Annotated in this window: 12 protein-coding genes; 5 read left to right on the forward strand and 7 right to left on the reverse strand. The window is 71.3% G+C overall.

Going from position 1 to position 12,463, the window contains the following annotated elements:
* Positions 1 to 43: 43 nt before the first annotated feature.
* Positions 44 to 775, forward strand: a complete 732-nt coding sequence (locus ACGFQ9_RS23335; RefSeq protein WP_393576199.1) for a ParA family protein — start codon at positions 44 to 46, stop codon at positions 773 to 775.
* On the forward strand, positions 772 to 1,917 hold the full coding sequence (locus ACGFQ9_RS23340) for a ParB/RepB/Spo0J family partition protein (protein WP_393576201.1): 1,146 nt from the start codon (positions 772 to 774) through the stop codon (positions 1,915 to 1,917). Before ACGFQ9_RS23335 ends, ACGFQ9_RS23340 begins: the two co-directional genes overlap by 4 nt.
* Before the next feature lie 326 nt (positions 1,918 to 2,243).
* Here ACGFQ9_RS23340 and ACGFQ9_RS23345 read toward each other — a convergent pair whose 3' ends face one another.
* The 6 genes from ACGFQ9_RS23345 to tap form a co-directional block, all read right to left on the reverse strand.
* Positions 2,244 to 3,335: a GRAS family protein gene (locus ACGFQ9_RS23345; RefSeq protein WP_393576202.1), complete on the reverse strand. Its 1,092-nt coding sequence runs from the start codon at positions 3,333 to 3,335 to the stop codon at positions 2,244 to 2,246.
* A gap of 121 nt (positions 3,336 to 3,456) precedes the next feature.
* A complete protein-coding gene (locus ACGFQ9_RS23350; RefSeq protein WP_393576203.1) occupies positions 3,457 to 4,296 on the reverse strand; it encodes an ATP-grasp domain-containing protein in 840 nt (279 codons plus the stop codon).
* A gap of 36 nt (positions 4,297 to 4,332) precedes the next feature.
* The gene (locus tag ACGFQ9_RS23355) at positions 4,333 to 5,079 is read right to left on the reverse strand and encodes a DUF2071 domain-containing protein (protein WP_393576205.1); all 747 of its coding nucleotides are present in this window, start codon (positions 5,077 to 5,079) and stop codon (positions 4,333 to 4,335) included.
* Positions 5,076 to 5,408, reverse strand: coding sequence for a metalloregulator ArsR/SmtB family transcription factor (locus ACGFQ9_RS23360; protein ID WP_362467523.1), 333 nt, complete (start codon positions 5,406 to 5,408; stop codon positions 5,076 to 5,078). Before ACGFQ9_RS23360 ends, ACGFQ9_RS23355 begins: the two co-directional genes overlap by 4 nt.
* An 85-nt stretch (positions 5,409 to 5,493) precedes the next feature.
* Positions 5,494 to 6,048 carry a telomere-protecting terminal protein Tpg gene (tpg, locus tag ACGFQ9_RS23365; protein ID WP_393576206.1) on the reverse strand — a complete coding sequence of 185 codons (555 nt, stop codon included), beginning with the start codon at positions 6,046 to 6,048 and terminating at the stop codon, positions 5,494 to 5,496.
* Positions 6,049 to 6,057: 9 nt separating this feature from the next.
* A complete protein-coding gene (gene tap, locus ACGFQ9_RS23370; RefSeq protein ID WP_393576207.1) occupies positions 6,058 to 8,394 on the reverse strand; it encodes a telomere-associated protein Tap in 2,337 nt (778 codons plus the stop codon).
* 138 nt (positions 8,395 to 8,532) lie between these two features.
* On the opposite strand from tap, the gene ACGFQ9_RS23375 reads away from it, so the two are divergent.
* The 3 genes from ACGFQ9_RS23375 to ACGFQ9_RS23385 all read left to right on the forward strand — a co-directional run bounded on the left by ACGFQ9_RS23375 (position 8,533) and on the right by ACGFQ9_RS23385 (position 11,838).
* A complete protein-coding gene (locus ACGFQ9_RS23375; protein ID WP_393576208.1) occupies positions 8,533 to 9,588 on the forward strand; it encodes an NAD-dependent epimerase/dehydratase family protein in 1,056 nt (351 codons plus the stop codon).
* A 1,053-nt stretch (positions 9,589 to 10,641) separates the two neighbouring features.
* Positions 10,642 to 11,364, forward strand: a complete 723-nt coding sequence (locus ACGFQ9_RS23380; RefSeq protein WP_393576209.1) for a hypothetical protein — start codon at positions 10,642 to 10,644, stop codon at positions 11,362 to 11,364.
* A 57-nt stretch (positions 11,365 to 11,421) separates the two neighbouring features.
* Complete coding sequence (locus ACGFQ9_RS23385; protein ID WP_393576210.1) at positions 11,422 to 11,838, forward strand: hypothetical protein; 417 nt, start codon at positions 11,422 to 11,424, stop codon at positions 11,836 to 11,838.
* Between the two features lie 171 nt (positions 11,839 to 12,009).
* Here the strand turns inward: ACGFQ9_RS23385 and ACGFQ9_RS23390 are convergent, their stop codons facing one another.
* Positions 12,010 to 12,381 carry a MerR family transcriptional regulator gene (locus tag ACGFQ9_RS23390; protein ID WP_393576212.1) on the reverse strand — a complete coding sequence of 124 codons (372 nt, stop codon included), beginning with the start codon at positions 12,379 to 12,381 and terminating at the stop codon, positions 12,010 to 12,012.
* Between the last annotated feature and the right edge of the window lie 82 nt (positions 12,382 to 12,463).

A 12,463-nucleotide genomic window follows, 5' to 3' on the forward strand; every position in this document is an offset into this window, starting at 1 on the left:
TCATGTGGTCGGGAAGCACACGGAATCTACGGAGTACCAACTCATGGCACGCATCACTGCCGTCATCAACCGCAAGGGCGGAGTCGGCAAATCGACTCTCACCGTCAACGTGGCCGCCGTCGCGGCCGAGGTCCTCGGTGAAGCCCCTCCCGGAGAGCCCGACTACGTCGTCGCCGTTTCGAGCGACCCGCAGGGCTCGGCGACCTGGTGGTCCGAGCGGGTCGGCGACGACCTGCCGTTCTCCTTCATCCAGACCAAGTCGCGCAAGGACCTCACCTACTTCCCCGACCTCAAGAAGACCCGCAAGGTCAAGCACGCGTTCATCGACACCCCCGGCTGGATGGACCTGCCGGAGGACGAGCTCGGCCGGGCCGGCGACCCGTTCGGTGACAGCGCGGCAGCCGACGCGATGCGGGCCGTGCTCGCCAACGCCGACGACCTGATCATCCCGGTGGAGCCGGAGCCGCTCGGCTTCATCCCGACCCAGACCACCATCGAAGAGGTCGTCAAGCCGCTCGGCCTGCCGTACTGGGTGGTGATCAACAACTGGGACCCGCGGGACGGCATCGCGGACCTGGAGGACACCCGGGCGTTCATCGAGGGCAGCGGCTGGAACCTCGCCAACACCGTGATCCGGCACTACAAGGTGCACGCCCGGGCCGCGGTGGAGGGCACCGTCGTCACCCGCTACAAGAAGAACCGGGTCGCGATGGAGGCCCGTGAGGACTTCTACAAGCTCGCCCTCGAGATCGGGGCGGGGGCCAAGCGCCGATGAGCAAGCGCACCAACTTCGCGAGCCTGATCGGGGAGAAGTCCTCCGCCTCCGCCTCGTCCGCGGAGCCGGAGGCGAAGGCCCCGCCGACCAGTGCGCTGATGCACACCGTCGTCGGCAACCCGGGCAACCCGCGCCGGGAGGGTGAGTACAGCACCAGCGACCCGGGCTTCGAGGAGCTGATGGTCACCCTCAAGGAGGTGGGCCAGCTCCAGCCGGTGGTCGTGGTCTCCCGCGAGGTCTTCCTGCGGCTCAAGCCGGAGCACACCAAGGCGGTCGGCAGCGCGGACTGGGTCGTGGTGAACGGCAACCGCCGTTTCGCCGCTGCCCGTCAGCTCGGCTGGACCCGGATCGACATCAAGGTGCAGGACCACCTCGGTGACGGCAAGGGGCTGCTCGACGAAGCGGTCATCATCGAGAACATCCACCGCAAGGCGATCGAGCCGTGCAAGGAGGCCGCGTTCCTGCAGGGCCTGGTGGAGAGGTACGGCTCCCAGGACAAGGTCGCGTCACGCATCGGCAAGTCGCAGATGTACGTGTCGCACCGCCTTTCCCTGCTGCGGCTCGCCCCCGAACTGCAGCGGCGGGTGGACGCCGGGGTGTTCAAGCTGAAGGCGGCACGCGAGCTGGCCGCCCGTACGGCCGACCACGAGGAGCAGCGGGCCCAGTTCGCCGAGCTCCAGCGCCAGGCGGAGCTGCCGAAGACCAAGCCGGCGCCGGCCGCCGCCACTTCCCCGGCCGAGGCCGCCCCGGCGGCCGGGCCGACCGCCACTTTCCCGGTTCCGGCACCGGCACCGGTACCGACGCCGGTTCCGGAACCGGCCGCGGCCGGGTCCGCGGAGCAGCCGGCTGCTGCCGCGACGCCCGCCGCCCCGGCCACTCCCCCGGTGCCCGTGACTCCGGCTGCTCCGGCTGCTCCCGTACCGGCGGCGGTGCCCGAGCAGGTGTCGGCACCGGTGGTCAAGCCCCGGAGCGAGACTCCGGGGCCGGAGCCCGTGCTGCCCGGTGTGGTCCCGATACTCCCCCTGCTGGCCGAGCTGCTGGAGACGGCCGACCGGCCGGAAGACCTGGTCGCGGGGCTTGAGGAGCTGACGGACGGCGACTACCGGCGGCGGCTGGCCGAACTGCTGCTGGACCAGCTGTAGGGGTTCCAGAAGCTGTAACCGGCACACAGTTCAAAACCGGGTTTTGAAAAACGGCGGCCCGCCGCCTCCGGAGCACCCGCTCCGGAGGCGGCGGGCCGCCGCTCGTTGTGCCCTCTCCCCCGCCCGGTTTCAAAACCGGGTTTTGAAACCGAGGCGCCGGACCGCCTCCGGGACTGCCGCCCTTCGGGGGTCTCCGGCTTGTTCCCGGACCGCCCCTCGTACCGGCAGCATCCGGCGGTCTTTCAAAACCCGGTTTTGAAGTCGTCGCACCGGATCGCTCCCGGACAGCCTCGGACCGCCCCTCGTACGGCTGCCCCGCCGGTTTTTCAAAACCGGGTTTTGAAGAACCGGTCCGGCACCGCAGTCAGTACGCCCGCCAGTGGGATGTTCCGGTAGGCCAGTTCGATGTACGAGGCGCGCGCGAGCGCAGTGAACCCCGCCTGGGTGTCCGGATGGGGACTGGAGGGTTCGACCAGCCGGAACCCGTGCGCCGTGAACCGTTCGGCCCACACCCGAAGCGGCTCGTGCCGCTCGTACCGGTCCTCGTCCGCGGCTCCGATGACGTTCTGGATCTCCCGGCCGAAGAACTGCTTCATCGCGCTCTTCTCCGGGGCGGTCGCGCCGGTGCTGTCGATCGCCCGGAAGAGGGTCCCGTAGTGGTGCCAGGAGTTCGCGAAGCGGGCCGACAAGGGGACGTTGTGGTGGTCCGAGTCCGCCTCGCACAGGGCGACCGCATCCGGTTCGAGGCTCCGAAGCCGCCGGAAGAGGGCGGCACGGGTGTCCTCGCCCGCAACGTCGCGCATGTGGTGCAGCGCGAAGGATGCCGTCACCAGCAGCGGGCGCGGGGAGCGCCGCACCAGCTCCCACACCGTCGCGTCCAGGTCCTCGGTGGCGGCCCGGACCGGATGGAACGTCACCGCGGTGCCGGCCCGGTCGCCGGCGGAACGGAGCGCGGCCGCCGCGGTGTCGAGGCTCTCCCCCGCCACGTCGACTCCGATCACGGTCAGGGAGCGCACGTGCGGGGCTCGGGCCAGAAGGTCGCATTCCTGGCGCCCTTTGCCGATCCCGAGCCCCAGGACCGTCGCCGACGAGCGGCCCCGGAGGAAGGGCAGCAGGTTGTCGTCGGCCAGCCGGGCCGCGCGCAGGAGGGGCAGATGCCGGCCCAGCACGGCGAACAGGTCGATCTGCGCGACCTCCTCCTTCCTCAGGTAGAGGTTGCCCTGCCCCGCCGCACCCAGCCGTGCCTCGAAGCCCGCCAGGTAGTGGTCCAGCAGGAGGGGATCGTCCACGGGAACCTCCCGGACCTGCTTGAGGGCGCGGGCCGACGCCTCAAGGTCCCCGGCTTCCGCCGCTGCCGCGGCCACGGCCAGCAGGGTGTACACCTCTCCCCCACCGCGGAACCCGTCCTCAGAGCTCATCGCGAAACACCCTTCCGTTGCGGTCACCGGGTCGAAGGGGCCGGTCCGACCGCCGTCGGATCCGGCCCCCTCCGAGCATGACCGCCGGAGGCGCACGCGCATGCGCTGACAGGCCCTCCGGTCAGCGAGTGGTCACCGCCGGCGGCATCCCTGTCATGGATGCGTTCCGGCAGAACCTGCGGTCCCGCTCCGCCATCCGTGCCCGCGGACCGGCCGAGCGCAGGACGACGTCCAGGACCCGGTCGGGATCCGCGGCGTAGCTGTTGCTGAACCAGGCCATGTTCGCCTCGACCACCGCCCACCGGTCGGCGGTGCCGTGCTCGGGTGTGGCCAGGAGTCCGATGTCCACCACCACCGCGCTGGGCAGGCCGCTGCCGCAGGTGGCCAGGAGTCCGTCGGCGAACTCCAGGACGGCGCCTTCATGGCGGTGCCCGGCCAGTGGCTCGGCGTCGAGACGGCCGAAGGTGGCGTACTGCGAACCCGTGCGGACCTCGCCGTCCAGGACGTACAGCCGGAACTCCGCTGCCCAGGTCACCACATCGCTGATCTGTACCGGCACCTCCGGTGACAGCTCCGGCCCGGTCGGCAGGGAACCACCGCCGGCGTACACGGCGGCCGGGAAGCTCTTGTCCGTGGGCGGCTTGACGAATGCGGGTCGGGACAGACGGCGTGCCTCGCCCAGGGTCGTCAAGGCGATGCGCCGTCCGGTGTACTCATGGGGCAAGGTGGTCAGCCAGTCGTCGGACGGCTCCAGGAGCGCGACCCCAAGGGCATCCACGACGCGTGCCGCGAAAGCGGGACCGCCGTAGTAGTGGCCACCGCGCCTCCCGGTGGCGGTGCCCGCACCGCCATGGGCGGGAAGTACTTCCACGTACATTCCCCGCCGGTGCGCCGACGCCGAGAGCAGCTCGGACGTAGAGGTGTACTGCGGCGCCAGCGCCAGGAATCCATGCTCCGTCATGAAGGCTGAGGATGCCACCGATTGCGACTGAGCGCTTCAGTTGGCGAGTTGGGCAGCTCGCTCGGAAGCCATCGCCGGGAGCGGCCGCCAACTGACGGGGACGTCGCGCATGACCAGAGCGCAGTCCAGGGTCGCACTCCCCGGAGGGAAGAGGTCCGGATCGTCGAAGAAGGACGATACGGCGGAGCGAACCCGGCAGGCCTCCACGTGCCAGGCATCGGTCTGTAGTTCCATGCCGTCCAGGTGGCGGCCGGAGCTGGTGGCCGAGAAGCCCTTCGCCCCGCCCCGGAAGAAGCGGGAAGCCTCGGCGAGATCGGCGAACAGCGTACTGCCCCGCAGCTCGTCGGACAGCTCGACGGTGACATCAACCCGGGTGTCACCGTCCCGCGTGGCCAGCGCGACGCTCATCTGACCGGGCGTCTCGTGCACCTCGAAGTCGGCGCGACCGTGTTCGCCGGGAAAGAGGCGGCCTCCGGCCCAGGCGTTGAGCCGCGAGGCCGTGTCGCGCCTCGGGATGTACACGCCGGTCTCGACGCCGTCCGGCCCGTCCCACTCGACGGCGATGCGGTGCGCCGCGTTCTCGCTCCGCAGTCCGAGGAACCTGGGCGTCCAGGCGGGCCGGACACTCCCCAGCCGCAGCAGGCAGATGCCCGCGACCGCGTGGCCGTGCACCAGTTGCGGGCGAAGTGGCGCGGGAAGCAGGCGTTCCGCGACGTCCGGGTCGACTCGGTAGTTCACCAGCAGCCGTCGTTCAACGACACTGGACAGTCGTGGCTGCCTCATGATCCCTCGTTCTGCGCCCTGCGGCGCCATGTGGTGTGGCGGAGCACGATCTGCTCGGGGCAGACGGCGCTGAGGAACCGGCCGATGGAGGCGGCCAGGCGATCCTCGGCCAGTGCGTAGAGAATCCGGTTCCCCTCCCGTCGCTCGGTGACCAGTCCGGCTCCCTTGAGCACGCCGAGATGCCGTGAGATGGAGGGCGCGCTGATCGCGAACCTGGCGGCGATCTCACCTGCCGCGAGCTCGCCGCCCCTGAGGTCCTCAAGGATCTGGCGCCTCGTCGGGTCGGCGAGGGCACGGAAGGCTCCCGCCTCATCCTGAGCTTCTGTCATGCCAGGTATTTAACAAGTTAGCTAAACATCGAACAAGGGGCGCGGTCGGTCACACCGATCCGGCCGAAGGGTCCGCAGCACTGGTCTAGAAGCTGAAGTCCACGTAGTCGATGTCGGTGAACTCGACCAGCAGTCCCTGGGCGCGGGCGCCGCTGTCCTTGAAGTACAGCTCCTGCAGGCCTTCGGCGGCGATGTGCCGGAGCCGGTCCTCGGTGGCCCCGGACTGCTGGGCGGCGAAGAGGCGTTCGGCGTACTCCGGGGGCAGGTGCTGGGTGATGCGGCGCACGCGGCTGTCGTCGGTGCTGCCCGGGGCCGCGGTGAAGCCGAACCGGGCGCGGGTCTCGATGACCAGGCCGGTGGTACGGGCGGCCTGGTCGCGGGCCCGCTTGCGGACCAGCGGCTGCCAGCGACGCCGGACCTCGGTCTCCAGGCGGGCCGCGAGCGCCGGCTTGGGCTGCCTCAGCTGGTCCTTGACGTAGCGCTCGACGGTGCGCTGGGAGATGCCGAGGAGCGTGGCGGCCGCCCGGGTCGACTTGAGCTGTCGTACGAGGAACCGCATCCGTGCGCCGGCCGACCTGGGGATCGGCCGGGTGAAGTGCTGCTCGTCGGCTCGGGTGAGGCTGTCGCTGATCTCTGCCATGGGTGTCCGTTACTCCCCGTCGGCCGCGGCGTCGTGGCCCTTGATGTGCCGGGCCGGATTGTGGCCCTCGTCGAGCAGTTGGACCGCCCACAGCATCGGCTGGGTGCCCTCGTGCTTGACCATGCCCGGGCTGACGCCGAGCCGGAACCCGCCGGGCAGCGGCTTGCCCTCGGGGGTCCGCGGGAGGAAGTCGAGCGGGCTCGGGCCGTCGGACAGGTAGACCGCGCAGTCGGAGAGGACCGCGACGGGGTACAGACCGGCGGCGGTGGCCAGCTTGTTCATCTTGCGGTGCATGTTGACCCGGGCCGTGGAGATCACGGCGGCGCGGATGTCGGGGCGCCAGGTGGGCCGTTCCAGTGCGGGCCAGGATTCGCCCGGCCGGTACGCGGCGCCCTGCGGGCGTTCCCGCAGCTTGCCGATGCCGCCCTTGACGGTGGCCTTGATCGCGGAGAGGAGGGCGGCCCGGACCGGGTCCTTCGCCTTGTGGATCTCCATGGCGTGCAGGAAACCGGCTTCCGACAGCTCGGTGGTCACCCCGAGGTCGGCCATGGTGGCCAGGTACGCGTCGCGCAGTCGCCCGTACCAGGGGTCCAGGTACGCGCCGTGCTCGGGGCGGACCCAGGCGTCGAGGGGGCGGACCTCGTGACCGAGCTCGACGGCGTAGGCGAGGGTCGGGGTCGCGTACCAGGCCGGGCCGGTGGGCGGCCGCCCGTCCGGGGTGAAGGGACTGGGCAGCCGGGGGTCGAGTTCGATGCCGGAAAGGTCGGCCAGCCAGCACCCGGGGAGCTTCGGGTTCAAAACCGGGTTTTGAAGATGAACGGCGGGACCGGTGCCGACGGTGAGCCGGTTGGCAGCGGCGGCGAAGGCCATGTTGACGTCGATGCCGACCGCGTGGGTGCGCGCGCACTCGGCGTCCGTGAGGAGTTCGGGGTCCCGGATCCAGTCGTACGCCTCCTCGTCGAGCACCTCGTCGGACGTACGCCGGTGGCCGCGCGGGTACAGCGCGGCGACGACCGGGTGCTCGTCCGGGGCCTCCGGAGGGGCCGGGTCGACCGCACGGGTGAGGGAGCCGGGAACGGCGGCCGGCACCCAGGCACCTGTCTCGGGGTCCTTGGCCGCCCGGGTGGGCGGCCGCAGGGCAGTCATCAGCTCCAGGCCGGTGACCGCGGTGGAACCGCGCGGGGTCAGGACCCGGGTGGCGTACGTGGTGAGCACGTCGGCGAGCTCGGGCGCGGGCAGTTCGGCGGTGTGCTCGCCCCAGGCGCGGGGGTCGAGCGCCCCCCAGGGGAGCACGGCGAGCTGTACGCACTGCCGGCCGGTGGTGGGGGAGGCGGGCCGGTAGATGCGCGGCCACGGGCCGAAACCGCGCTGGGTCAGCTTCCATTTGGCCTTGGCCAGCTGCCTGACGACCGGGTGGTCGTCCGGGAGGCGCAGGCCGCGGCGGTCCTCCAGGACGAGGGGCAGGTCGAGGGCCTCGGTGGCGGCCTCGGTGAGCACGAGCAGTGGGTCGCCGTCCCGGCCGTTGGGATGCAGGCGGGGCGACCGGAGGCCGGCCTCGGTGAGCGCCCAGGTGAGGAGGGCGGGGAGATCGGCGGCCGGATGCTGGAGGATCAGCCCGCCGGCGGCGTGGGCCTGCCCGGTGCCGTCGAGCACGGCGAGTGGCCCGTGCCCCTGCGGGGCAGCGGGAGTTTCCGCGCGCCGGCCCCGGCCGCGCGTGGCCTCGGCCCGGAGGGTTCCGGCCCGGGGGGCGGGGCCGGGAGTGGCCGCCGGCACCGGCGGAACGGTCGTTCCTGCGGGGGCGGGAGCCTGGGTCGGTGCCGGTGCCGGTGCCGGTGCCGGTGCCGAGGCCGGGGCCTGGGCGGTGGCCGCGTGTACGGAGGCCTGCGCGGAGGCTGCCCCGGCGGCTCGTTCCGGCTGCGTGGCCGGAGCAGCCGCGTGTGCGGGCTCGGCCGGACGCGCGTGCTCAGGCTCCGGCTCGGCCGGGGGAGCGGTGGAGTGCGGGGGAGTGGTCGCGGCCGCGGCCGCGGGAGTCGGCTCCGGCTCGGACTCGGGCTCGGAACCCGCCCCCGACTCGCGCTCCGGGTCAGTCGGGTGGAGGTCGGCCAGGCCGTCCAGCAGGCGCAGGTAGGCGGCCCGCTTCGGCGGTCGCGGGTCCGTACGGCCGGACTCCCAGGAGGTCACCGTCTCCCGCCGTACGGAGAGGGCCCGCGCTACCTGGTCCTGGCTGAGACCGGCAGCCTCCCGCAGCCGCTTGCGCTCCTCCGGCGCAGGCAGCGCGTCCTTGCCCGCGGTCTGGGCCAGCAGCGCGTCGACCGCCGCGAACAGGGTGTCTTGCTCGTGGTGCATGGGGACCTCCAGGGCGAGCCTAGGCCAATCGCACCTCAGAACGCACACGGAACACACAGGGCGGGCTCGATGGTCATATAAAAAAACCAGTCACCTGGTATGTTCCTCATCGCAGGCATGCGATCCGAGGGGGATGCGATGGCGACGCCGGAGAAGACGACGGCAGGGCTGGGCACGGCGGAGCGGGTGTTGGTCACGGGCGGGGCCGGGTTCGTCGGCACGCACGTGGTCGAACGACTGGCCGCGCAGGGAGTGCCGCTGCGGGTGCTGGTGCGTGACCGGGGGCTTCCACCGCTGCCCGGCGCAGAGGTCGTACAGGGCGATCTGACGAACCCCGAGACCCTGCGCGGGCTCTGCGAGGGCACGGGCACGCTGCTGCACCTGGCGGCGCGGATCGGTGGCTCAGAGGAGGACTGCCGGGCCGTCAACGAGACCGGCACGCGGGCCCTGCTCGCCGAGGCGGAGCGGGCGGGGGTGCGCCGGATCGTGCAGCTCGGGACGGCGGCCGTGTACCGCAACGGTGCGCACCGGGGCGCGGCGGAGGGCGAACTGCCCGAAGAGCCGGGCTCGGTGACCAGCGCCACCCGGCTGGCGGGGGAGCGGCTCGTACTGGCCGCGGGCGGGACCGTCGTACGGCCGCACCTGGTGTACGGCCGTGGCGACCGCTGGGTGGTGCCCGAGCTGGTACGGATGCTCAGGCGACTGCCGTACTGGGTGGACGGCGGCCGGGCCCGGATGTCCATGATCTCGGTGGACGCGCTGGCAGGGGCCCTGGCGGAACTCGCCGTACGGAGCGACGGGAGGGGCGACGGGACGGGCGGGCGGGTGCTGCACGCAGCCCACCCCGAACCGGTGACCGCGCGGGAGGTGGTGGAGACGATCGCCGGCGCACTCGGCCTGGCCCTGCCCACGGGCGACACCGACCTGACGGGCGCGCTGGAACTGCTCGGTGCCGCAGCGGATGCGGATGCGGGAGTGGGGGAGGGGGAGGGGGAGGGCGACCGGGAGCGCGCCGCCCGGACCGCCAGGCTGCGCCGGCTGCTGTCCCTCCTGGCCGTCGACCACTGGTACGACGGCAGCAAGCTGTGGAGCGAACTGGAGACACCGCCGGGCCCGCGCTTCACGGAGGGGTTCGGGACGTACGCGCCCTGGTACGGCCCTGAAGTCCTGCCTCGGACACCAGCCACGAGGTAGCCCGGTGCCGCACGAGCCCGATGACGTCGACTACCACGCCCGCCAGGGCCGTTCCCGGCGCCTCTCGCTGTCCGCCGACGGCTCGCGGAGCACCAGTGCACGACTGGGTTGGTCAACAGGCTCTTGCCGTCGGCGAACCGCGGACCGTATGTCCCAGGGGCCCGCCCCTGGACCCCGCCAGCGCCTGGCCGCGCTGGACCGGCCGTGGCATGGGGGGCTGCTCGCCCCCCAGACCCCCTCGCCAGGCGCTGAGGCGCCCTGGACCCGCCCACCCTCATGCCCTGCCCCGGCTCCCTGACGGTCGCCGGTGCACCGCTCGGGCGCTGGGCGCCCTCCCTGGGCACGAGGGACTGCGACGGACATGGCTGATGAGGTCACGCGGCCGGGGATGGGGGCGTCCCCGGCCGGTCGGCAGCAGGACCGCCCGGGGTGCAGGTGCGTCGGCTGATGTGCTCGGGGGATGTGTTCGTCGCGCGCACCAAGCCTGCCGGTGCGTCAGAGAACGTGTGGCCCAGGTGTCCTGATGCCCACATGAATCCATCACTCCACGACTCCACGACTCCATGAGTCCGTCGGTTCCGCGTTCGGCTCGCGGACCGGGGCGGGTTGCTCTTTGGTAAGAGGGCGCGGCCGGAATATGGCCTCTGACCTGCGGTTTTCTTTAAGCGAATGTGTCCCCCAGGACACATTCGGGCCTGCGAAATGTGTACCTGGCGAGCACATTTCGCGGAAAACTCAAGCAGGCGTGGAGTTTTCGGCGGCGGCCAGGGGCCTCGCGTCGCCGCAGGTCAGAGGGTTGCTGCTGTGGGCCCGCGAGGGGGTGCGCTCCCGAGTGGGCCTCTCGAAATGTGCGCTCATCGCGACAACAGAAATCAAGCAGGCGTGGACTTCCGGCTCTTCGAGCTCGGAAAACTTCACGTACCGTGGACTTTTGGCGCCGTGTTCGAACGCGGCCGGGATCCGGGGGCTCCTTCGGCGAGCCGCCCGGGCAAAAGACAAGCACACGTTGATTTTTTGGATAGTCTCGGACTGCCTGAGTAGCAAGGGGGTCCTGTGACATCTGATCCGCCCGCACGTCGTCGACACAGCGGGCACCGCCCCGTACCCGCCGTACCCGCACCCGCAGCCGCGGGGGACGACGCCGAGTTCGGGGACATCCTGGCGGTGCTCGGCCGGCAGTTGGGGGAGCAGGTGGCGCAGACCACCGACCCCGGCGGCCGCCGTCGCCTCACCGGAGTCCATTTCGAGTACGCGGCGGACCCCAGAGCCGTCCACGACATGGCCGGAGACTCCGGCTACAGCCTGGCCAGCAACTGGTTCACGCAGCTGCTGGCGCAGCTGGCCGTCGCGAACAGCATCACCAAGTCCCAGCTGTGCGTCTTCCTGTTCGTGGCCGGGGGACAGCTGCCGGGCACCGGCGTCGCCCAGTACACGCAGCAGGAGATCACGGACGGGCTGAACAGGATCGCCGCGCGCAAGGGCGGCAAGATGATCACGCGTTCCACGGTCAACCGTGCCGTGCAGGCCCTCTGCGGCTACAAGTGGGTGGAGCAGGTCGGCAACGGCCGGATCCAGATCAACGTACGCCTGTGGTTTCACGGCAACAGCACGGCCCAGCACGAAGTGCTCGCGGAAATCGCCGACCGGCACGACCATGACACCGGTGCGTTCCCCTACGCGGTGGGACCGGAAGGTGCCCACCAGGAGGAGCTGGACCTCGGCTTCGAGCCGGAAAACCCGGGGACCGGCTTGCGCGGAAGGAGACGTACCGGATGATGGTGCCGCCATGCCCCTGCCCCCGCACGGGCGTCGGCTCTCGAGGAAGGCTGTCCCATGGCTAACGTCATGTCTCCGATCGTCGCCGAGCGCATCTGGGCCCTGCCGCTGTCAGGATCCGCCGTCAAGTTCCTCCAGTACCTCGTCTCCCGCAGTGACTTCGGCGGGACGCTGCCGGTCCGGCAGAAGGACATGGCGGCCGAGTACGGGGTCACGCCGCAGGCCGTCAGCGGCCTCATGGCGCCGTTGTGCGACCTGAACATCGTGCTGCGCCCGCGCAGTGAGGGGCGTAACGGCAACTCCTACCGGCTCCACCCGCTGGCGGCGAAGTACGAGAGTCCGGAGGACATGGAGGCGGCGTTCCGGGCGGCCCTCACCCGCATCAAGGCGGGCGACCTGCCCAACCTGAAGCTGCCGACGTACCACCAGGCCCCGCCGACCCCGGCGGGCCGCCCGAAGCTCCAGGTCGCCTGACGGGCTCCGGCCGGACAAGACGTGAGGCCGCCCTCCCCGATGGGGGGAGGGCGGCCTCACGTGCCTGAGTAACAGTGCCGCCACTATACGGGCCGTGGCCCCGGCGGCGCAGTGCCTTGGCCGGCCCTCGCCGCCCGATTTTCAAAACCGGGTTTTGAAGGAAGCCGTGGATCACGCCACCGACAGGGTCCCCGAAGCGGTCGCGATGACCTCGTCGAGGACCTCGCGGGACCGCAGCAGGTCGGTGATCATCCGGTCGATGCGCTCGCGCTCCGCCGTCAGCTCCGCGACCAGCCGAGGGGTCGCGCGGACGGACGGCCCTCCGTCCGTGTCCCGCATGCACGGCAGGATCTGCGAGATCTTCGAGCTGTGCAGTCCGGCCGCGTACAGCTCCTGGATGCGGATGACCCGGTCGACCGCCGCTTCCGCATAGTCGCGGTGGCCGCCCGGAGTACGGTCGGACACCAGCAGCCCCTGCTTCTCGTAGTAGCGCAAGGAGCGCTCGCTGACCCCGGTGCGTGCCGCCAGTTGCCCGATCCGCATGCGTCCCCCGCCTCCAACCGCCGCCGCCGCCGACGACGTCTTCGTCGTCCGACTCACTTGAATCTGACACTGATGTCAGCTT

It is taken from the genome of Streptomyces sp. NPDC048603 (assembly GCF_043199475.1).
GTDB lineage: Bacteria > Actinomycetota > Actinomycetes > Streptomycetales > Streptomycetaceae > Streptomyces.

Bases quoted from the DNA above. Each gene is read 5' to 3' on its own strand.
- ACGFQ9_RS23345 (WP_393576202.1), bottom strand. From the start codon at position 3,335: ATGAGCTCTGAGGACGGGTTCCGCGGTGGGGGAGAGGTGTACACCCTG.
- tap (WP_393576207.1), bottom strand. From the start codon at position 8,394: ATGCACCACGAGCAAGACACCCTGTTCGCGGCGGTCGACGCGCTGCTG.
- ACGFQ9_RS23375 (WP_393576208.1), top strand. From the start codon at position 8,533: ATGGCGACGCCGGAGAAGACGACGGCAGGGCTGGGCACGGCGGAGCGG.
- ACGFQ9_RS23360 (WP_362467523.1), bottom strand. From the start codon at position 5,408: ATGACAGAAGCTCAGGATGAGGCGGGAGCCTTCCGTGCCCTCGCCGAC.
- ACGFQ9_RS23350 (WP_393576203.1), bottom strand. From the start codon at position 4,296: ATGACGGAGCATGGATTCCTGGCGCTGGCGCCGCAGTACACCTCTACG.
- ACGFQ9_RS23355 (WP_393576205.1), bottom strand. From the start codon at position 5,079: ATGAGGCAGCCACGACTGTCCAGTGTCGTTGAACGACGGCTGCTGGTG.
- ACGFQ9_RS23335 (WP_393576199.1), top strand. From the start codon at position 44: ATGGCACGCATCACTGCCGTCATCAACCGCAAGGGCGGAGTCGGCAAA.
- ACGFQ9_RS23340 (WP_393576201.1), top strand. From the start codon at position 772: ATGAGCAAGCGCACCAACTTCGCGAGCCTGATCGGGGAGAAGTCCTCC.
- ACGFQ9_RS23390 (WP_393576212.1), bottom strand. From the start codon at position 12,381: ATGCGGATCGGGCAACTGGCGGCACGCACCGGGGTCAGCGAGCGCTCC.
- tpg (WP_393576206.1), bottom strand. From the start codon at position 6,048: ATGGCAGAGATCAGCGACAGCCTCACCCGAGCCGACGAGCAGCACTTC.
- ACGFQ9_RS23385 (WP_393576210.1), top strand. From the start codon at position 11,422: ATGGCTAACGTCATGTCTCCGATCGTCGCCGAGCGCATCTGGGCCCTG.